At 69.9% G+C, this 18,949-nt stretch carries 15 protein-coding genes; 10 read left to right on the forward strand and 5 right to left on the reverse strand.

Going from position 1 to position 18,949, the window contains the following annotated elements; all coding sequences use genetic code 11:
• The first annotated feature begins 40 nt into the window (after positions 1-40).
• From QQ657_RS04120 to QQ657_RS04130, 3 genes are all read left to right on the forward strand, one after another.
• Complete coding sequence (locus QQ657_RS04120; protein WP_284740680.1) at positions 41-991, forward strand: hypothetical protein; 951 nt, start codon at positions 41-43, stop codon at positions 989-991.
• Positions 992-1,242: 251 nt separating this feature from the next.
• On the forward strand, positions 1,243-2,439 hold the full coding sequence (locus QQ657_RS04125) for a hypothetical protein (protein ID WP_284740681.1): 1,197 nt from the start codon (positions 1,243-1,245) through the stop codon (positions 2,437-2,439).
• 763 nt (positions 2,440-3,202) lie between these two features.
• Positions 3,203-4,714, forward strand: coding sequence for an HNH endonuclease signature motif containing protein (locus tag QQ657_RS04130; protein ID WP_284740682.1), 1,512 nt, complete (start codon positions 3,203-3,205; stop codon positions 4,712-4,714).
• Between the two features lie 131 nt (positions 4,715-4,845).
• On the opposite strand, the gene QQ657_RS04135 is transcribed toward QQ657_RS04130, so the two are convergent.
• From QQ657_RS04135 to QQ657_RS04145, 3 genes are read right to left on the reverse strand one after another with little or no spacing between them, the layout of a single operon-like run.
• Positions 4,846-6,675: a glycoside hydrolase family 35 protein gene (locus QQ657_RS04135; RefSeq protein ID WP_284740683.1), complete on the reverse strand. Its 1,830-nt coding sequence runs from the start codon at positions 6,673-6,675 to the stop codon at positions 4,846-4,848.
• On the reverse strand, positions 6,672-8,510 hold the full coding sequence (locus tag QQ657_RS04140) for a glycoside hydrolase family 84 protein (RefSeq protein ID WP_284740684.1): 1,839 nt from the start codon (positions 8,508-8,510) through the stop codon (positions 6,672-6,674). Before QQ657_RS04140 ends, QQ657_RS04135 begins: the two co-directional genes overlap by 4 nt.
• 9 nt (positions 8,511-8,519) lie before the next feature.
• The gene (locus tag QQ657_RS04145) at positions 8,520-10,325 is read right to left on the reverse strand and encodes an alpha-L-fucosidase (protein WP_284740685.1); all 1,806 of its coding nucleotides are present in this window, start codon (positions 10,323-10,325) and stop codon (positions 8,520-8,522) included.
• A gap of 251 nt (positions 10,326-10,576) precedes the next feature.
• On the opposite strand from QQ657_RS04145, the gene QQ657_RS04150 reads away from it, so the two are divergent.
• Positions 10,577-11,368 carry an IclR family transcriptional regulator gene (locus tag QQ657_RS04150; RefSeq protein ID WP_284740686.1) on the forward strand — a complete coding sequence of 264 codons (792 nt, stop codon included), beginning with the start codon at positions 10,577-10,579 and terminating at the stop codon, positions 11,366-11,368.
• Here the strand turns inward: QQ657_RS04150 and QQ657_RS04155 are convergent.
• Positions 11,335-12,342: a beta/alpha barrel domain-containing protein gene (locus QQ657_RS04155; protein WP_284740687.1), complete on the reverse strand. Its 1,008-nt coding sequence runs from the start codon at positions 12,340-12,342 to the stop codon at positions 11,335-11,337. The two genes, QQ657_RS04150 and QQ657_RS04155, sit on opposite strands and share 34 nt — an antisense overlap.
• Positions 12,343-13,704: an MFS transporter gene (locus QQ657_RS04160; protein WP_284740688.1), complete on the reverse strand. Its 1,362-nt coding sequence runs from the start codon at positions 13,702-13,704 to the stop codon at positions 12,343-12,345.
• Between the two features lie 150 nt (positions 13,705-13,854).
• On the opposite strand from QQ657_RS04160, the gene QQ657_RS04165 reads away from it, so the two are divergent.
• The 6 genes from QQ657_RS04165 to QQ657_RS04190 are packed head-to-tail and all read left to right on the forward strand — an operon-like array spanning position 13,855 to position 18,889.
• Complete coding sequence (locus tag QQ657_RS04165; protein WP_284740689.1) at positions 13,855-14,745, forward strand: DUF6282 family protein; 891 nt, start codon at positions 13,855-13,857, stop codon at positions 14,743-14,745.
• Positions 14,746-14,756: 11 nt separating this feature from the next.
• Positions 14,757-15,620: a cupin domain-containing protein gene (locus tag QQ657_RS04170; protein ID WP_284740690.1), complete on the forward strand. Its 864-nt coding sequence runs from the start codon at positions 14,757-14,759 to the stop codon at positions 15,618-15,620.
• Positions 15,617-16,387 (forward strand): HpcH/HpaI aldolase family protein, encoded by a 771-nt coding sequence (locus QQ657_RS04175; RefSeq protein WP_284740691.1) that lies wholly within the window; start codon positions 15,617-15,619, stop codon positions 16,385-16,387. The genes QQ657_RS04170 and QQ657_RS04175 overlap by 4 nt, the downstream gene beginning before the upstream one ends.
• The gene (locus QQ657_RS04180; RefSeq protein WP_284740692.1) at positions 16,384-17,226 is read left to right on the forward strand and encodes an LLM class flavin-dependent oxidoreductase; all 843 of its coding nucleotides are present in this window, start codon (positions 16,384-16,386) and stop codon (positions 17,224-17,226) included. The genes QQ657_RS04175 and QQ657_RS04180 overlap by 4 nt, the downstream gene beginning before the upstream one ends.
• Positions 17,226-18,146, forward strand: coding sequence for a 3,5-dioxohexanoate:acetyl-CoA acetone transferase (gene kce, locus QQ657_RS04185; RefSeq protein ID WP_284740693.1), 921 nt, complete (start codon positions 17,226-17,228; stop codon positions 18,144-18,146). Before QQ657_RS04180 ends, kce begins: the two co-directional genes overlap by 1 nt.
• A complete protein-coding gene (locus QQ657_RS04190) occupies positions 18,143-18,889 on the forward strand; it encodes an SDR family NAD(P)-dependent oxidoreductase (RefSeq protein ID WP_284740694.1) in 747 nt (248 codons plus the stop codon). The genes kce and QQ657_RS04190 overlap by 4 nt, the downstream gene beginning before the upstream one ends.
• The last annotated feature ends 60 nt before the right edge of the window (positions 18,890-18,949 follow it).

The raw sequence follows: 18,949 nt of genomic DNA on the forward strand, positions 1-18,949 counted from the left end.
CCGCCGACCATTCGCCGCACGGAATCGTTCTGGAGGACAAGTGAGAACCACACTCAAGGCGGCGGTGGCCACGATCGGCCTGGCCGTCGCGATCACCGGGCTGGCCGCACCCGCGGCCCAGGCCGCGTCGGCCTACCCGGTCACGACCACAGTGGACGGTCGCACCGTCAAGGACCCGGACGTCGCGGTCGGCAAGCAGCGCATCGCGAACATGTACCCGGCGGGCACCTCGGTGACGCTGGCGTGCCAGGACACCGGCCCGGCGTACGGCGGCAGCAGCATCTGGGACCTGACCACCGACGGTCTGTGGGTGCCCGACGCCTACGTCAAGACCGGCTCGACGTCGATGGTCGCGCCGCAGTGCACGACGCCGCACGCGTACCCGGCGAAGGCGGACATCAACGGGCGCGCGAAGAAGGGTGACGCGGCGGACGCCGCAGGCAGCGTCGCGAACAAGTACCTGACCGGCGCGTCGGTGCCGGTCGTCTGCCAGGCCACCGCGTCCGACGAGATCTGGGACTTCACCACCGACAACCTCTGGGTGCCGGACGCCGTGGTCAAGACCGGGACCGACGGGTTCGTCAACGGTGTCCCCCACTGCGACACCGACGGCCTCAAGGCGGGCGGCTCGGCCTATCCGGCGGACTCGCGGGCCGACAGCGCGATCGCGTTCGCCAAGGCCCGCCTGGGCCACACGGACTGGAACAACCAGTGCGAGCTGTTCGTCGAACGCGCCTTCGGCACCAGCGGCCGGTTCGCTTCGGCCACCACGCACTACCAGTGGCAGAAGGCCAACGGCCGCATCCACACGGGCTCGGTCGCCCCGGCCGGCACCGCGGTGTTCTTCACCAGCACGACCAGCAACGGGCACATCATGCTCGCGCTCGGCGGCGGGGTCGCGATCAGCACGGGCCCGTCGGTGTACCAGACGAGCACGTACGCGCAGCGCTCCGACTACCTCGGCTGGGCCTACGTCCCGTCGAGCTGGTAGCCACCTCGCGGACCTTCTCGAAATCGATCAGCCACCCGGCGGGCACCACGGCGCGCTCGAAGCACACCCGGTGCTCGTCGGGTTCGGGTTCGGACTCCATGGCTGTGATCACAGCACACCGCCGGACCCCCCCAGGTCTCAATGTGAGACCCGGCGGAAAAGATCTTCCCCTGTTCGCCCCGAAGCTGTTGCCCATTCACCCCGCCCGGTCCTAGTGTGTCCCGGGCATTGATCGGACTACTGGGGGTCTCATGTCACTGCGCCACAGATTAGGCAAAGCCGCCCTCGCGGCGGGCATCCTCGCCGGCCTGGTCGCCGCTCCGCCGACGGCGCTCGCCGCGGCCGGGCCGACGACCTTGCCCGCCTCGCAATACACCCTGGCGGCGAACTACAACCAGTTCGACGCCGTCAACTCCGCGCTGGTGTCCACACTCGGCACCGCGGCCGTCCACACGGTCATGGACAACGCGAACCACGACCGCACGGCGCTGCCGTCGTCGTTCTCCGTGGCCGGGCTGTCGACCGGGTTCCGGTTCGACAGCGACGACAACTCCGACTGCACGAACTACCCGCAGGGCATCACGACCAGCCGGGACGCGGTCGGCACGGCCAACGGCGGCAACTACGACGGGCACCAGCTCGTCGTGGTCAGCTGGTACACGAAGGACGGCTGCGACGGCGGCCAGACCCGCAGCCGGATCACGCTGGTCGACTGGGACGCCACCTACCCGAACCAGTACCGCAAGGTCCTGCTGGTCGAGCCGACCGGCACGGCGGCGGCACCGGACTTCAAGGACATCCCGATCCACGCCGGCGGCGTTTCCTGGTACGGCGACTACCTGTACGTCGCCGACACCGGCAAGGGCATGCGGGTCTTCGACATGCGGAAGATCCTGAAGACGAACACGGGTGGTACGGCCGACCAGATCGGGCACCAGACCGGCACGACGTACTACGCGCACAACTACGCGTACGTCCTGCCGCAGGTGGGTTCGATCACCTCGAAGACGACGTCGGGGACGAACCTGGCGTGGTCGTCGATCTCGCTCGACCGCGTGAGCAAGTCGATCGTGATGACGGAGTACACGTGCCCGTCCGGCTGCACGGACTACCCGAACCGCGCACCGCGGGCGATCCGGTACCCGTTCGCTTCTTCGGGCACGTTCGCCGCCACGACGACGGCGAGCCAGGCGCTGCAGCTGCCCTGGTACAAGCTCAACGGAGTGGCGTCGCACAACGGGCGCTGGTGGTTCAACTCGTCCGGCAACAAGCAGCTGTACTACTGGACGCCATCCGCCGGTCCGTCGACGTTCTCGTGGGTGAGCAGCGGCGAAAGCCTCTCCTACTGGGAGGACGACACCGCCGCGGATCTCCTGTGGTCGTTGCAGGAGGGCGCGGGGAGCCGCAACGTCTTCGCGGTCACCCAGGCGACCTACGGCGGTGGCTGAGGTAGCCTGAGCCGTATCGGACTCTTCGGACCTTTTGCACAGCAGCGCGACCCGAGGCGGACACACCGTCTCGGGTTGCTGCTTGCTGTCCTGCTGTTCCTTTCCGGGGCGCCGGTCGTCGCGCCTGTCTCTGTCGCTGCCTCTCTCGACGGTCCGACTGTGGTGGCTGCGCAGTCGCAGGTTCTCGTCACGGGCCGGCATGCGGTGCCTCGAGTGCCCGCTTCGATCCCTTGGGCCGTCGGTCCCTCTCCGGTCGGACCTTCTGTTGGTTCGTCGTGGTCTCTTCTCTCGTCGCCCGGTGAGTCTTCTTCCGTTGGCGCTCCTCCTCTTGTGCGGTGCAGTCGTGCGCCTCCGTCCGCTGTGAGCTGATCTTTCTCTTCTCGGCGCCGGTTCTCGGTGTCGTGCTCGCTGCTGCCCGGAGGACTCTCTTTCATGTCTGCTGTTGTGCTGTCTCTTCTTGTTGTCACCGTTGGCTTTGCTGTCGGGTTGCTCGTCCAGATGGTCCGTCGTGATGAGCCTCTCTTCGGTGGGCTTGGGATTTGCGTTCTCGTCGGGCCTGCTGCACTGCTTGCGTTTGTGCATGTGGGGATGACCGAGTTCTAAAGATGCGGCTTCGCCGGGGCGTGGGAAATCGGCGCTTCGTGTCCTTGCTTGGCGTTCGGTGCGGGAGCGCCGATTCCCCACGCAACGGTGCCCCTGCCGCGCCGCCGCTTCCACCTGATCGTGTGATGAACATGCGTACGACTGCCGGTAATCTTGTTGTGTGGACAGCGAAGCGGTGTGGAAAGCAGATGCGGTGGCCCTGGCCGACCGCATCTCCACCCTGCTCACTTCCATGCGCTCCTTGGATGCCGAGATCGGCTCTCTGCTCGTGGAAATCGAGTCCCGCGGTGTGATGGAACTCTTCGGATACCGTTCTGTCGCACGGCTCTTCGAGCACCTCGCCGACGTACCGAAGTCCGCCGCCGAGACCATCATCAAACGAGCCCGCGCCCTCACCCCCAGCCACACCCTCGACGGCACCCCCATCCCCGCGGTCGCTCCCGCCACCGGTCTTGCGGCGTCGGATGGCCGGCTAAGTACCCCGATGATCGACACGATCGTCGGAGTAATGACCCAGATCCCACCCGAGCACCGCGACGAGGCCGAGCAGCACCTGCTCACGTTCGCCTCCGAGGCCGGCCACAAGCAGGTCGCCGCTCTCGGGGCACGCATCGTGGCCCACCTGGACCCCGACGGCACCGAACCCGACGAGACCGAACCGGCGATGCCCAGCCGCGAGTTGTCGTTGCGCCGCAAAAGAACCGGGTTCTGGGAACTGAACGGCCGGTTCGACGACGAGACCGGCGCCCGAGCCAGCGCCCTGTTGGACTCCCTGGCGCAACGCCGCACCACCGACGAATGCCCGGACTTGCGTTCGCCGTTGGAACGCTACGGGGATGCGTTCTCCGACGCGATCGACCTGGCGTTCAACTCCCCAGACTTGCCGATGCAGGCCGGCGAACGAGCCCACGTGATGATCGCGGTGTCACTGGCGGACCTGAAGTCCGGCCTCGCCACAACAATCCCCGGCGCCACCATCCCCAAGGTCGACACCGGCACGGCGCCCCTCGGCAACACCGGCACCGCACCCAAGGCCGGAGCTGGTCCAGCCATCCCCGGCAGTACCGGCACCACACCCAAGCCTGCTGCCGGCCCGGCAACGTTCGGCGAATCCTGGACCCTAGCCAAGGCCGCGGGCGGCCGGGCCACGCTCGGCGACACCGGGACCATGCCCAAGCCCGCTGCCGATCAAGCCGCCCTCGGCAGCACCGGCACCGCCCCCAAGCCCGGCACCGGCCGAGCCACCCTCGGCGACCTCGGCACCATCTCCGCAGCCGAAGCCCGAATCCACGCCTGCGACTGCATGCTCATCCCCGCAGTCCTCGGCACCAACAGCGAACCCCTCGACCTCGGCCACCAACGACGGCTGATCTCCACCCCACTCCGCCGAGCCCTCTACCTCCGCGACCGAGGCTGTGCCTTCCCCGGCTGCCACCGCCCACCCCGGCATTGTCAGGGTCACCACGTCCGGCATTGGGCCGATGGCGGCCCGACCGAGCTGGGCAACCTGGTGCTGATGTGCGCTCACCACCACCGGCTGCTGCATCGCTCCGGTTGGCAGGTAAGGATCGCCGCCGACGGCCTACCCGAATTCCTCCCACCGACATTCCTCGACAAACGCCGAAAACCCAGACGCAACAACCTCCACCAACCACTGCCATTCGCAGCATGAACACAGGGAAAGGCCCGCAGCCAACCGGCTACGGGCCTACACCCACGCCCCCGACCAGGCAGAACGCCCGCCCTCCGACGAGGCGGCCAGCAGCCGACAACTCCAGCCAGGCCACTCCAACCGACCCGGACCTAACCCAAATCCGCCTCCGGACGAACCTCGATCACCGCTCCCGGCTGATGCAACTCCAGGACCACGATCTCGTTCACCCCCCGACGCCACAACGGCTTCGGCGCATACAAAGTCCGCTGAGGCCCCACCTTCCAGTACCGCCCCAAATTGAACCCGTTCAGCCAAACAACCCCCTTCTCCCACCCAGGCAAAGCGACAAACCCATCCTCAGGATCCCCCACCGAGACCGTCGCCCGGTGGAAAGCCGGCCCGGACACTGCGCCCGCCGAGAAACGCAACCGGGACAAGTCCTCCAACGGCAGCGGACGGATCTCCCAGCCGAACAGCTTCTGCTGCGTGCTCATCGCCACCCAGCCGTCGATGCCCTTGCGGTCGGCCAGGTACGGGCCGTAGTTCACCCGGCCCATCGCGTCGACCAGGATGTCGAGCCTCGTCGACGCCGCAGTCAACGACAAGTTCAAAGTCCCCGACGGCTGGTTGCGGTCCAGCACACCCAAGTACGCGCCGTCCACGAACACCAATGCTCGGTCGGCCAACCCGTGGATGCTCAGCGGTCCCGAATGCGGCCCCTGGACCGTCGTCCGATAGTGGATCAAGCCCGTTGACTGACCCACGCGCTCCATCGGTACCGGCTGGGCGGAACGAACCGGCGAAGACAGCACCGGCAACGAGTCCAGCAGCGACACCGCACCGGACGGCGTCACCGTCTGCGCCGGCAGGCGCGCGGAACGACCAGGGATCGGACCCGCGGGCACGCCCGTGTACTTCGTCAGCACCGCGCGAACAGAAGTGAACTTCGCGCCCAGGTCGCCCGCCTCGCCGACCGGGGAGTCGTAGTCGTAGCTCGTCACCGTCGGCTGGTACGTCGTGCCCGACGTGTTCGCGCCCGCAGTGAAACCGAAGTTCGTTCCGCCGCACGCCATGTACAAGTTCACTGACGCGCCCGTCGCCAGCAGTGAGTCCACATAGGACGCCATCTGCGCCGGGTCGCGGGTGTTGTGCTGCTCGCCCCAGTGGTCGAACCAGCCGTCCCAGTACTCGGCCATCATCACCGGTGCGCCGGGCTGGAACTTCTTCAACGCCGCCACGCTCGGCGCCGGGTCGCCGTCGCCCGTGCCGACCTCCAGTGTTCCCGGCAACGAGCCGAAGCGCATGAAGAACTCAGACGCGCCATCGGCCGCGAACAGCAAGCTCGTCATGCCCCGGCTGCGCAGGCCGTCGCGCAGGTGGGCCAGGTAGCTCGTGTCGTTTCCGTAGCTGCCGTATTCGTTCTCGATCTGGACCGCCACGATCGGGCCGCCGTGCTGGGCTTCGAGGGGCACCAAACGCGGGATCAGCTGGTCGTACCACTCGTCCACGGCCTTCAGGTACGCCGGTTCCGCGCAGCGCAGCTCCAGGTTCCGGTCGGCCAGCAGCCACGCCGGGAGACCGCCGAACTCCCACTCCGCGCAGATGTACGGGCTCGGCCGGACGATCACCTGGAACCCCAGGTCACCCGCCAGCCGGACGAACGCCGGCAGGTCGCGCCAGCCGCTGAAGTCGGCGCGGCCACGTGCGGGCTGGTGGAAGTTCCACGCCACGTACGTCTCGATCGTGTTGAGCCCCAGGGCCTTCAACCGCAAGAGGCGGTCGCGCCACTGGTCCGGGTGGATGCGGAAGTAGTGGATCGCGCCCGAGACGATCTGGAACGGCTTCCCGTCCAGCAGGAACCGGTCGCCGGAAACCGAAAGGCCCCGGCGGCCCGCCGCTCCCGCCGGGCCGGCCAGCACCGCGCCCGCCGTGATCGCCGCAGCTCCGCCGAGGAAGCTCCGCCTGCTCACCGAATTCATGCCTGCTCCCTGAGCTGGACGAGCAAGGTGTCGAGGACGCCGTCGCCGACGAGCGCCTGCCGCACACCCCACCGGTTCGTGTTGCCGGTCTTGACCGCCTGCGCCCGCGTGACGAGGCCGTCCGCACGAGCGGTGAGCCGCGAAGCGAGAGCCTGGTCGCCCCGGGAAGACGCCGCGAGCGCGTCGATCCGGGTCACCAGCGCGTCACCCCACAGCGCCATCGCGTCCAGCCACGGCCCGGCCTCGGCGACGAACGCGCTCTGCACCCGGCCGCCGCGGATCACGCCCGCCGCGTCGCGGATCCGGACCGCGTACGCGCGCAGGTCAGGCAGAGCATGGTGGCCCCCCTGCCAGAACTCGGCAGCCCGGGCGGCCAGCACCGGTGCCTGCGGCTGCCACGGCGTCGGGCCGAACGTCGGCGCGAGGTGCTCGAGGTCCGCGAACACCGTCAAAGCGGCCGACGCCCGCGCGTCACCACCCGCCAACCGGGCCAGCGCCTGCGACCACGACCGCGAAGGCGCGTAGCCCGCGTCGTTCCAGGCGAAGTCGGCGGCACCGAACTCGGCGACCTCGCTCGCCGCCTCCTGGTTCATCGGGTTGGCGACGATCCCGTTGAGGTACCGCGAAAGCCCGGCCTCCCGCTGCGCGTAGGGCGCGAGCAGCAGCCGCCCGGCCGACTGCTCGTAGTCGTTCACCGGGTAGTTGTCCCAGAGGAACACCTTCCGCCCGTACACCGCCGAGACCTGCGCGGCTTCGTCGGTGGTCACGCTCGGCGGGACGACGTCGGTCCCGGTCCACTGCACCACCACCGACGGGTCGAGGTGCTCGCGCAGCTCGGTCTTGTACGGCGAGTCCTTCAGGTCGCTGTATTCGGTCGGCACCGTCTGCAGAGGACGGACGCCGTCGTGGGTCTTCACGAACTTCTCGGTGATCGCGTTGAGCAGCGAGACCTGCGCCGTGCCGGCCGCCTGGCCGGGCGCCCCGAAGGCCGCCTGGTCGGCGTCGCAGTTCCACTTCGTGTACGAGATGTCGTCGAACGGCATCGAGAACGACCGGACGCCGAGGTCGTAGACCGCCTGGAACTTCGCCTCGACCGCCGCGATGTCGGCCGGCGAAGAGAAGCAGACCGAGACGCCGGGCGAGAGCGCGTAGGTGAACTCGACGTGGTGAGCCGCGGCGGACCGGACGAGCTGCCCGAGCGTGGCCAGCTCGTCCGCCGGGTAGGGATCACGCCAGCGAGCGCGCAGGTACGTGTCGTCCTTCGCGCTGTAGATGTACGTGTTCGCCTTGACCTCGCCGAGGAACGCGAGCTGCCGCAGCCGGTCCGCGGTCGTCCACGGTGGACCGTAGAAGCCCTCGATCGACCCGCGCAGTGCCATGTTCGGCCAGTCGCGCACGGACGCGCCGCTCACCGCCCAGCCGTGTCCCGAGTGGACGAACAGCTGCCGCAGCGTCTGCACGCCGTAGTACTGCCCGGCGCCGTCGCGACCGGCGATCGTGATCCCGGCCCGGGACACGCTCAGCGCGTACCCCTCAGCCTGCGACGGCGTGTCCTTCCCGGTCCCGCCGAGCCGGACGAGGAGCCCGTGACCGCCGGTCCGGACACCGTGGTCGCGCAACAGCGAGGTCAGCAGGTCCTTCGCCGCCGGGTCGGTGGTGGCGTCGGTGACGAGCGCGACCGACGACGGCAGCGACACATCCGCGGACGTCCGGGTGATCTGCTGCGGGGTGGGCGAAACGACGGGCAACGCGCCGCTCGCGGCGGCGGGTCCGGCGGTGGTGAGGGTGGCGGCCACCGTGACGACGGCGGCGAACAAGGATCGGCGGCGGGTCATGACTCCCTTTCAGGCGGCGGTGCGGTACAACGCGAAGGTGGCCAAGTACGGCGTGGCGCGGGACTGCGTGACGACGACGCGCAGGTGCGCGGCGGTCACCGGCGCGGGCAGGGTGACGAGCCGGCTGTAGCCGATGGTCGTCACCGTGGCGAGGGTCTGCCAGACACCGCCGACCTCGGCCTGCACGTACGCGCCTTCCACGTGCTGGCCGCGCGTGATGTCCTCGCCGAGCCGGATCTGGTCGAACGTGACCGGCCGAGGCAGCCGGACGTCGAGCGGGCGGTCCAGGGGTTCCGCCGTGGTGACCGACGAGTCCGTCACGGCGCCGGGAGCGCCGACGGCCAGGTTCCGGCTCTCCGTCCGGGCGATCGCCTGGCCGAACCCGGCCAGCGCGGCGGTGTCGGCGGGCGCGATCCGGCCGTCCGGGCCGGGTGGCACGTTGAGCAGCAGCGACGAGTTCCGCCCGACCGTCCGCCGGTAGACGTCGACGAGCTGGGCGGCGGACTTGGGTTGCTCATCGGGGTGGAAGAACCAGCCCGGCCGGATCGAGACGTCGGATTCCGCGGGCGCCCACTGCAGGTACCGCACCGACGGGTCGGCCAGCTTCTGGCGGGACCCGAGGTCCTCGGCGGTCGCGCCGCCGAGGAACAGCTCTTCGTTGTGCGCGGTCCGAGGGTCCCCGGTGGTGGGGAGCGTGCTCCACTCGGTCTCGCGCGCCTGCCCGGCCTCGTTGCCGACCCAGCGCACCCCCGCGGGCCCGGCGAAGGTGACCGTGTCCGGGGACAGCGCGTGGATCATCTTGAACCACGTCGTGAAGTCGTAGGTCTCACTGATCCCGTGGTCGCGCCAGGGGTTCGCGCCGTCCAGCCACAGCTCGTCGATCGGGCCGTACTGGGTGAACAGCTCGTAGATCTGGTTCAGGTAGTAAGCGTTGTAGTCGTCCTCGTCGACGGCGAACTTCGGCAGCTTGCCGAGAGCGAGCGCGGCGGCGCGGTCGTCGTGCGGGACGAGCGTCGGGATGGTCCGGCGGGTGACCGGGCTGTTCGTCCCGTAGCGCCCCTGCCCCTGCGGCGCACTCGCGCGGTCGTCGTAGGTGGCCTGTTCTTCGATGCTCAGCGGCTGTCCCGCGGCGACCTTCGCTTCGATGCGCCGCACTTCGTCGGCGAAGAACGTCTTGGGCAGCTCCGCGCCGTCGGCGGGTGACAGGTAGACGCCGACCTTGAGTCCCGCGGCACGCGCGGAGTCGATGTAGTCGCGCAGGACGTCGCCGCGCGGGTTGGCGCAGCGGGTGTTCCGCGTCTGCCAGTAGGCGGACGGGTCCTGAGCGCGTGCCGCTTCCGACGCGTCGCGGGCCGGGTCGGTGCACCCGGGGGTCAGCCACCACGGGCTCGCGACCACGGAGTGGTTGGTGTAGCGCGTCGGGTAAAGAACGAAGCCGTCGTGGTGCTTGGCGGTGAGCATCACCTGCGTGACCCCGGCGGCCTTGAGGGACCGCATCCACTGGGCGGTGTCGACGGACGGCGGCGCGAAGGTGGACTCCTTCTCGGCGCCGGACCCCCATTCTCGGTCGGTGAAGGTGTTCATCCCGAAGTGCGTGAACGCCGTGACCGGCCGCTGCTGCCAGGCCAGCTGCCCCTTCCGCGGGACGACGGCCGCGGCCTTCGCGACGACGCGGTCCGGGCTGTCGCAGGCGCTGACGGTCATGATGGTGGCCGGCTTGACCGGCCCGCCACACCCGTCGTCCGCGGCGGCCGGGAGCGCCACCACCATGCTGGAAACGACGGCGGCAGCGAGGACCAGACCGCGAAACGTCATGACTCTCCTCGTGACGGACCGCGGCCACGAGCCCGGCGGCGGCGAGACGGGGTGGACGATCGCCAGACTAGGTGGGCCATCCATCGGATGTCTAGACCTGACCAGATGACAAAGGATGTCGTGAGTTAGCCACCGACGCGACTTTCGGAGGAGATTGATCCGATGGGTCAAGGAGGCGCGTCCGGTCCGGTAGCCTGAAGTCCGTGTTCACGAAGTGAACAGTGATTCCAGACTTCCGGCGGAGGCTCCCCGTGACCAAACCGACGCGGTCTCCGGACGCCCGCGCCGACCAGGCGGACATCCAGGCGGTGAGCCGGGTCAGCCAGATCCTCTCGCTGTTCGACCCGGCGACCCCCGACGTCACCGCCGCCCAGGTCGCCGAGCGGCTCGGCCTCAACCGCACGACGGCGTACCGGTACTGCACGTCGCTCGTCGCGGCCGGCCTCCTGGAACGCAGTGCCGACGGCGGTTACGTGCCCGGCGGGCTCCTGCTGCAGCTCGGCGCGTTCGCGATCGGGCACCGCCGCGTCGTCAACCTCGCGCCGCGGCACATGCAGGCGCTCTCGCGCGCCACGCAGACCAGCGTCGTGCTCAGCCTCTGGGGCCTCACCGGCCCGGTGGTCTCGCGGGTCGAGGAGAACGCCTCGACGATCGTCATCGTGTCCGTGCGGGTCGGCAGCCACCTGCCGCTGGACACCGCGCAGAGCAAGGTCTTCCTCGCCTACCACGCCGACCAGCTGTCGATGGAACGCCTGATCGGCACCCTCTCCGGCACCGCCCGCGACGAGCTGCGCGCCGACGTCGAGCGGGTGCGTGCCGCCGGTCACTGCTCGGCCATGAGCACGCCCGGCATCGTCGCGGTGGCCGCGCCGGTGTTCGACGAGTACGGCATCTGCGCCACGATCGCGATCGTGGGCCCGGACAACACGCTGTCGATGGGCGACGACACGCCCGAGCTGCGCGTCGTGGTCGACACCGCGCGCGAGCTCACCCACGAGCTGGGCGGGCACTACCGGCCCGACGACGTCCAGCGGGCGGTGTAGGGCAGCCACGCGGGCGACGGCAAGGCCGGGACGTCCGCGTACTCGCGCGTCCCGGCCAGCGCGCTGCCGACGAAGTCGTCGCCGACCCCGGAGACGCCGTCGACCAGCTCCCGCAGCACCGCGGGCCCGCCGATCCACAACGCCGTGACGACCTCGACAGCCCGTGCCCCGGAGGCGAGGAACCGCAGCACGTCCGTCGCGGTGCGGGCGCCGTTGGTGCCGACGATGGGCACGTCCAGTGCCGTGAAAGCCTTGCTCACCCAGTAAAGGCTCATCGGGAGGCACCCCGGTGAGCTCCACGCACCCCATGATCCGAGCACGGCGCCGCCGTCGAGATCCGGCAGGAAACCCGGGTACCGGCCGACCAGGCCGACGGCGTCCGCACCGGCCGAGCGGGCGGCCCGGGCCAGCGCGACGACGTCCGACGCCTGGCCCGGCAGCTTCACGAACAGCGGAACGCCGACGGCGTCCCGCACGGTCCGCACGGCGGAAGCCACACCGTCCACTTCGGTCAGCTGCCGCACCGCGCGGGCTTCACGTCCGTGTGGCGCACCGATGTTGAGCTCGACCGCCGGGACCACCGACGCCAGCGCGCACCCGATCCGCGCGGCCGCGGCCGGGTCGCCGAGGGTGATGCTGCCGACCACCGGGCAGCCCCGCGACGCGCCGTGGGCCACGCCCGCGGCCAGGATCCCGAGCCAGTCGTCCAGGTCCACCTGGGCGAGCCCGGACCGGTTCAGCAGGCCGTCACCCAGGTACGCCTGGCCCGGTGGCCGCACCTGCCGGTCACCGGCGACGAAGGCGTAGTCGGCGATGTCCAGCTGGCGCCGGGCGGCGGCGCTTTCGTTCACCGACTTGGCCACCACCGCCCCGGCGCCCGCGTCGACGCACGCGGTGATGCCGTCCAGCGTCATGGTCAGCTCGGACGAGCCGACCCACACCGGGTTGGCGGCGACCAGCCCGCCCACGTCCATTCAGGACAGCGCCGGAATCGTGCTGTCGTCGGACATGTCGACGTCCTTGGTCTCCGGGCCGAGGAAGCCGCCGAGGCTGATCAGCAGGCCGGCGAGGACGAGCAGGACGCCCGGGGCGAGGTGCGCGGGCATCACCCCGTCGAACCGCTGCAGGTAGAACTGGTAGAACGCCGGGGCGATCAGCGCGAGGCTGTAGCCGACGCCGTACCCGGTCGACCGGATGCTCGCCGGGAACCGCTCGGTCAGGTACGCCGCGATCGGGCCGAACGTGCCGACGGTGAACACCCCGATGAGCACGCCGAAGCCGAGCGCGGCGCCGAAGCCGCCGTTCGAGGCCATCAGCAGCGTGTAGGAACCCGCGCCGATCACGACCATCGACAGGCCGTAGCCGATGTAGAACCGCCGCCGGCCGATCCGCTGGGACAGCACCCCGAACAGCGGGTAGGACAGCGCGGCGGCCGCGTTGATGACGAGCATGGTCATGGTGACCTCTTTGCTGGAGAGCAAGAGGTGCGACTTCAGCTGCGCGGGCGTCACGGCGGCTTCCATGTTGGTCGCGAGCCACGTGCCGGTCATCAGGATGAACACCTGGCCCAGCGCCCGCGGGTACTTCTTCACCAGCCGGACGAACGGCAGCTTGTGCTTCTCGCCGGTCAGCTCGGCCGGCGGCTCGTGCACCTGCTTCTGGTAGTAGCGGAACAACACGGCCGCCAGCAGCGCGCCGACGAAGAACGGGATCCGCCAGCCCCACTGCACGTACGCGCTGTGCAGGCCGACGGACGGCAGCAGCTGCAGCATCAGCAGCGTGATCGCGGCGATCACCGCGTACGCCGCCGGCGAGGTCGACGTGATGATCGACGCGTAGAGGCCACGTTTGTGCTTGGGGCTCCACTCCATCGCCAACGGCACCGCCGTCGTGTACTCGCCGCCGAGGAAGATGCCGTCCACGAACCTCAGCGCGATGAGGATGCCGACCGACCACGTCCCGATCGTCTCGTGCCCGGGCAGGCACGCGGTCAGCAGCGTGATGATGCCGAAGCCGCCGACCGCGACGAGCGTCGTGCGCTTGCGCCCGACCGTGTCGGCGAAGTGGCCGAAGATGATCGCGCCGAGCGGGCGGCCGATCAGGGTGGACGCGAACACCAGGGACGCCAGCAGCGCCGTCGTGCTCGCGCTGAGGTTGGCCGCCTGGAAGTACGCCGTCGCCGGGGCCAGCACGACGATCGGCAGGTAGATGTCGAACTGGTCGACGAAGTAGGCGAGCGTCCCGCCGCGGATCGCGGCGCGCACCTTGGTCGCGTCCGGGCCGTGGTGGGTGCCGGGACGGGCGGCCGCCGCTGCGGCGCTGGGCGGTGTGGACATCAGCGTCCTCCGTTGCTCCGAACTGAATGTTCACCAAGTGAACGTCAGACACTCTAAATATGCGTCCGTCGATACACAAGAGCGGTCACAGGGTTGACAGCCGGTCTTATAGTGAACTTTGACTTCATAATGTGAACCGAAAGGCCGCTCATGAGCTCGCGTCCCGCCATCGCCTCCGTCCTGGACGGCTTGGTCGACATGCACGTCCACTCCGGCCCCAGCCCGTTCCCCCGCCGCTTCGACCACGTCGAGGCCGCGCAGGACGGCGCGCGCATCGGGATGCGCGCCATGGTCGCGAAGTCGCACCACCACAACACCCAGATGGACGTCCTCGCGATGAAGGGCCGCCTCGCCGACGTCAAGGCCCAGGCCTTCGGCGGCATCGCGCTCAACAGCACGGTCGGCGGGCTCAACGTCCACGCCGTGCGCATGACCCTGCGGATGGGCGGCAAGGTCGTCTGGTTCCCGACCATCTCCTCCGGCCGGCACATCGACTGCCACCCCGAGGACGGCGCCTTCCCGACCACCACCGTCCCGCTGACGCTCGAGCGCATCGACATCGTCGACGGCGAAGGCGCGCTCAAGCCCGAGGCGATCGAGATCCTCGACGAGATCAAGGAGCAGCAGGCCGTCCTCAACGGCGGGCACATGTACCCGGAGTACATCCGGACGCTGTTCCAGGAGGCGCACGAGCGCGGCATGAAGCGGATGGTCGTCAGCCACCCCGACTTCGTCATCGGCGCCGACCCGGCCGTGTGCCGCGAGCTGATCGAGCTCGGCGCGTTCATCGAGCACGAGGTCGGCATGTACGACCCCGAAGGCACCCAGAAGTGGGACCCGAAACAGCTGCTGACCTGGATCGAAGCGCTCGGCCCGGAGCACACCGTGCTGGCGTCGGACTTCGGCCAGAAGGCCAACCCGAAGCCGGTCGACGCGTGGCTGCGCGTCGGCGAGGCGCTGCTCGACCTCGGCCTGCCGGAGAAGGACCTGCGGCGGATGGTCCGGGACAACCCGGCCTACCTGCTGAACCTCGACGCCTGAAAGGACCCGCTGTGTACGAAAAGGACGATCCCCGCTCGGCGCTGGCCACCGCGGCCCGGCCCGACAGCGGCGCCGCGATCACCGCCGCGCAGTACCTCGACCTGCACGCGACCCCGGTGGTGCGCGCGCAGAACGTCATCCTCATCCACACCGACGCCCGCGACGGCGACGACCTCGACAACGGCACCCTGGACGGCGAGCTGGCGATCGTCGTCACCGACACCTCCCCCGCCTTCACGGTGCTGACCGGCGACGGCGCCATCCGCATCGCCGAACCCGGGCTCGTGGTCGTCCCGCCGGGCGCGTCGCGGATCAGCGTCCACGGCGACGGCCCGCTGGTCCGGCTGGTCGAGGCGACCGAACCGGCCTGGCGGGAGCGCGTCGCCAACGCCGACGCGTACGCCCAGGACCACCCGCGCGTCACGCTGCTGGAGCGCTGGCCGGAACCCGCCGAATCGCTCGTCCGCTTCTACCCGCTGTCCGAGGTGCCGGCCGACCCGAAGCGGTTCGGGCGGATCTTCCGCACCCGCTCGTTCATGGTGAACTTCCTGCCGCTGCAGGACGGGCCGCGCGACCCGCACAAGCTCTCCCCGCACCACCACGACGACTTCGAGCAGCTTTCGCTGGCCGTTCAGGGCGAGTACGTCCACCACATCCGCACGCCGTGGCTGCCCGACAGCACCACTTGGCGCGAGGACGAGCACGTGCGGATCGGCAGCCCGTCGGTGACGGTCATCCCGCCGCCGACCGTGCACACCTCCGAGGCGAGCGACCCGGGCGTGAACCAGCTGATCGACATCTTCAGCCCGCCCCGCGTGGACTTCTCGGAGAAACCTGGTTGGGTCCTGAACGCCGACGACTACCCGATGCCGTGAGCGGGCGCACCGGTGGCGGGTTGTTCAGCCGCGCGGCCACTCCCGTCGGCACCTGGCTGAAGATCGCGTCCGGTGAGCCGGCCGAGATCATGGCGTTCGCCGGGTTCGACTTCGTGGTCGTCGACCTCGAGCACGCGCCGCTCGACCTGCAGACGGCGTACCGGCTCATCAACACGGCCGCAGCTTTGGGCATGACGCCGATCGTGCGGGTGCCGGACAAGACGCCGTCGACGATCCAGAAGATCCTCGACGCGGGCGCGATGGGCATCCTCGTCCCGCACGTCGACACGGTCGAGGAGGCGGTGGCCATCGGGCGGGCGTGCCGGTTCCCGCCCCACGGCGTCCGCGGCGCCGGCGGCACCAGCCGGGCCGGGGCGTGGGGCCTGAAGCCGAACGCCGAGTACCTGGCGGCCGGCAACGACGACGTGCTGTGCATCCCGCAGCTGGAAAGCGTCGAGGCGATCAAGGCCGCACCCGAAATGCTCGCCCTGGACAGCGTGGACGCGGTGTTCGTCGGTGCCGCGGACCTGTCGATGTCGATGGGGTCGACGCCGGCGTCGCCGGACGTGCTCGACCTGATCGCGTCGGCCATCGCGGCCGCGCACGACGCCGGGAAGCGCTGCGGGCTGGCGTTCGGCGGCGTGCCGGAGAAGGCCGCGCGGGCCGTGCGCGACGGCTGCGACTTCGTCCTGCTCAGCAACGACACGACGATGCTGGCCGAGGCCGCCCGCGGCCTGGTCCGGGCGTTCCGGGACGCGACCGCATGACCCTGTCCCTGCCGCGCACCGCGCTGTCGATCGCCGAGCTGGACGACTTGGACCACGACGGCGTGGTGCGGTTCGTGCGGGCGCTCGAGGAGTACGGGCACCGGATGGTCTGGATCCCCGAGGTCGCCGGGCGGGAGGCGTTCACGACGGCGGCGTTGGTGCTCGGGTCGACGTCCCGCTTGATCGTCGGCAACGGCGTCGCGCGGGCGCTCGAGCGCGTGCCGAAGTCCGCCGGCTCCGCGGCCCGGGATCTCGCCGCCGGGTATCCCGGGCGCTACGTGCTGGGGCTCGGGGTGAGCGGAGCGGTCCGTGAACGCGGGGTCGGACCGCTCCCCTTCCTGCGCGAGTACCTCGACGGCGTCGACAAGGTGGCGCACGGAGTACCGCGCGTGCTCGGTGCTTACTCGGCGGGGATCACGCGGCTCGCGGCCGAGCGTGCCGACGGGCTGATCACGTTCCTCGTCACGCCGGAGCACACCCGCTGGGCCCGGGAGACGATCGGACCGGACCTGTTCCTGTCGGTCGTCCAGTGGGCGGTGGTGGGTCGCTCACGGGCGGAGGCGCGGGAGGTCGCGCGTCGTCGTCTCGCCTACTACCTGACGCTCCCCCACCAGATCGCGAAGCTGACCCGGCTCGGCTTCACCGAAGCGGACCTCGCGCCACCGGGGTCCGACCGGCTGCTCGACGCGCTCGTCGCCTGCGGCACGCCCGACCAGGTGCGCGAGGCGGTGCGGGCGCAGTACGACGCGGGTGCGACGCAGGTGGCCTTGAGCCTGGTCGGGCCGCTGGACGACGCAAAGCTGGACGCCTACCGGGCGCTCGCACTACAGGAGGACTGATGCGCACGGCCGAAAAGGTCATCATCACCACCGCCATCACGGGCTCGGTGAACATCCCGTCGCAGAGCCCGTACCTGCCGCTGTCCGCCGACGAGGTCGCCGACGCGGCCCTGGCGGCCATCGAAGCCGGGTCGGCCATCGTGCACCTGCACGCCCGCGAGCCGGACGGGCGGCCGACGCCCGATCCGGACGTCTTCGAGAAGATCGTCGGGCGGATCACCGCGGAGACCGACGCCGTCATCAACATCACCACCGGCGGCGCGTCCTCGATGACGATGGACGAACGGCTCGCGGCCGCCTACCGGCTGCGGCCGGAACTCGCGTCGATGAACATGGGGTCGATGAACTTCGTCTACTCGGGCATCGCCGACAAGGTGACGGAGTGGAAGCACGACTGGGAAAAGCCGTACGTGCTCAACACCTACTCGAAGCCGTTCGTGAACACCTTCGACAAGATCGAGCACACGCTGCGGACGCTCGGTGAGTCCGGGACGCGGTTCGAGTACGAGTGCTACGACATCGGGCACCTGTACTCATTGGCGTACTTCGTCGAACTCGGGTTGGCGAAACCGCCGTTGCTGATCCAGGGTGTGTTCGGCGTCCTCGGCGGGATCGGCGCCGACCACGCGAACCTGGAGCACATGGTCCGGATCGCGGACAAGCTCTTCGGCGACGACTACGCGTTCTCGGCGTTCGCCGCCGGCCGTGACCAGCTGGGCTTCGGCACGCACAGCGCGTGGCTCGGCGGGCACGTGCGGGTCGGTCTGGAAGACAGCCTGTGGATCGGCAAGGGGAAGCTCGCGGAGAGCAACGCCCAGCAGGTCCGGAAGATCCGGGCGGTGGTGGAGGATCTCGGCAAGCCCATCGCCACCCCGGCCGACGCCCGCGCGATGCTCGCGCTGCGAGGAGGAGAAGCATGAGCCTGCTGACCGGAAAAGTGGTCCTGGTCGTCGGAGCCAGTTCGGGCATCGGCGCGGACGCCGCGCGGGTGTTCGCTTCGGACGGTGCTTCGGTGATGCTCGTGGCCCGGCACGAAGAGCCGCTGGCCAAGCTCGCCGCCGAACTCGGCGACTACGACGTCGCGTACACCACGGGCGATGTCGCATCGGCGTCCGATGTGGACGAGTTCGTCTCGGCGACGGTCTCGCGGTTCGGCCGCCTGGACGGAGCGTTCAACAACGCGGCCATGGGCGGCGGCGGACGTCTCGACTCGGTGTCCGAAGAGGACTTCGACCGGATCATGGCGGTGAACGTCAAGGGCACGTGGCTGTGCCTGCGCGCGGAGGTCGCGGTGATGGAGCGCCAGGGTTCGGGCTCGATCGTGAACGTGAGCAGCATCGGCGGCGTGCGCGGGAGTTCGGGAATGGGCGCGTACCAGGCGACGAAGCACGCGGTGATCGGCCTGACCCGCACGGCGGCCCACGACTTCGGGCCGCTGGGCATCCGCGTCAACGTGATCGCCCCCGGGCCGACGGAAACGCCGATGCTGGCCGAGCTCCGCCGCACCATCCCGGGCGGCGTGGAGGCCCGCATCGCGGCAACGCCGTTGCGGAAGGTGGGCACGGGAGCGGAAGTCGGCTCGACGGCGGCGTTCCTGCTGAGCGACCGGGCAAGCCACTTGAGCGGAGTGGTCCTCCCGGTGGACGGCGGCTTCACGGCGTGACCGGTGAGGCGGCCGCGGACGCCTCACCCGGCTGCCCCTCGTCACCAGCCGGTGAGAGCC

It is taken from the genome of Amycolatopsis ponsaeliensis (assembly GCF_030182635.1).
GTDB lineage: Bacteria > Actinomycetota > Actinomycetes > Mycobacteriales > Pseudonocardiaceae > Amycolatopsis > Amycolatopsis ponsaeliensis.

What these genes read in the sequence shown, in the direction of transcription:
- QQ657_RS04125 (WP_284740681.1), top strand. Translation starts at nt 1,243, where the DNA reads ATGTCACTGCGCCACAGATTAGGCAAAGCCGCCCTCGCGGCGGGCATC.
- QQ657_RS04135 (WP_284740683.1), bottom strand. Translation starts at nt 6,675, where the DNA reads ATGAATTCGGTGAGCAGGCGGAGCTTCCTCGGCGGAGCTGCGGCGATC.
- QQ657_RS04140 (WP_284740684.1), bottom strand. Translation starts at nt 8,510, where the DNA reads ATGACCCGCCGCCGATCCTTGTTCGCCGCCGTCGTCACGGTGGCCGCC.
- QQ657_RS04145 (WP_284740685.1), bottom strand. Translation starts at nt 10,325, where the DNA reads ATGACGTTTCGCGGTCTGGTCCTCGCTGCCGCCGTCGTTTCCAGCATG.
- QQ657_RS04155 (WP_284740687.1), bottom strand. Translation starts at nt 12,342, where the DNA reads ATGGACGTGGGCGGGCTGGTCGCCGCCAACCCGGTGTGGGTCGGCTCG.
- QQ657_RS04160 (WP_284740688.1), bottom strand. Translation starts at nt 13,704, where the DNA reads ATGTCCACACCGCCCAGCGCCGCAGCGGCGGCCGCCCGTCCCGGCACC.
- QQ657_RS04165 (WP_284740689.1), top strand. Translation starts at nt 13,855, where the DNA reads ATGAGCTCGCGTCCCGCCATCGCCTCCGTCCTGGACGGCTTGGTCGAC.
- QQ657_RS04180 (WP_284740692.1), top strand. Translation starts at nt 16,384, where the DNA reads ATGACCCTGTCCCTGCCGCGCACCGCGCTGTCGATCGCCGAGCTGGAC.
- kce (WP_284740693.1), top strand. Translation starts at nt 17,226, where the DNA reads ATGCGCACGGCCGAAAAGGTCATCATCACCACCGCCATCACGGGCTCG.
- QQ657_RS04190 (WP_284740694.1), top strand. Translation starts at nt 18,143, where the DNA reads ATGAGCCTGCTGACCGGAAAAGTGGTCCTGGTCGTCGGAGCCAGTTCG.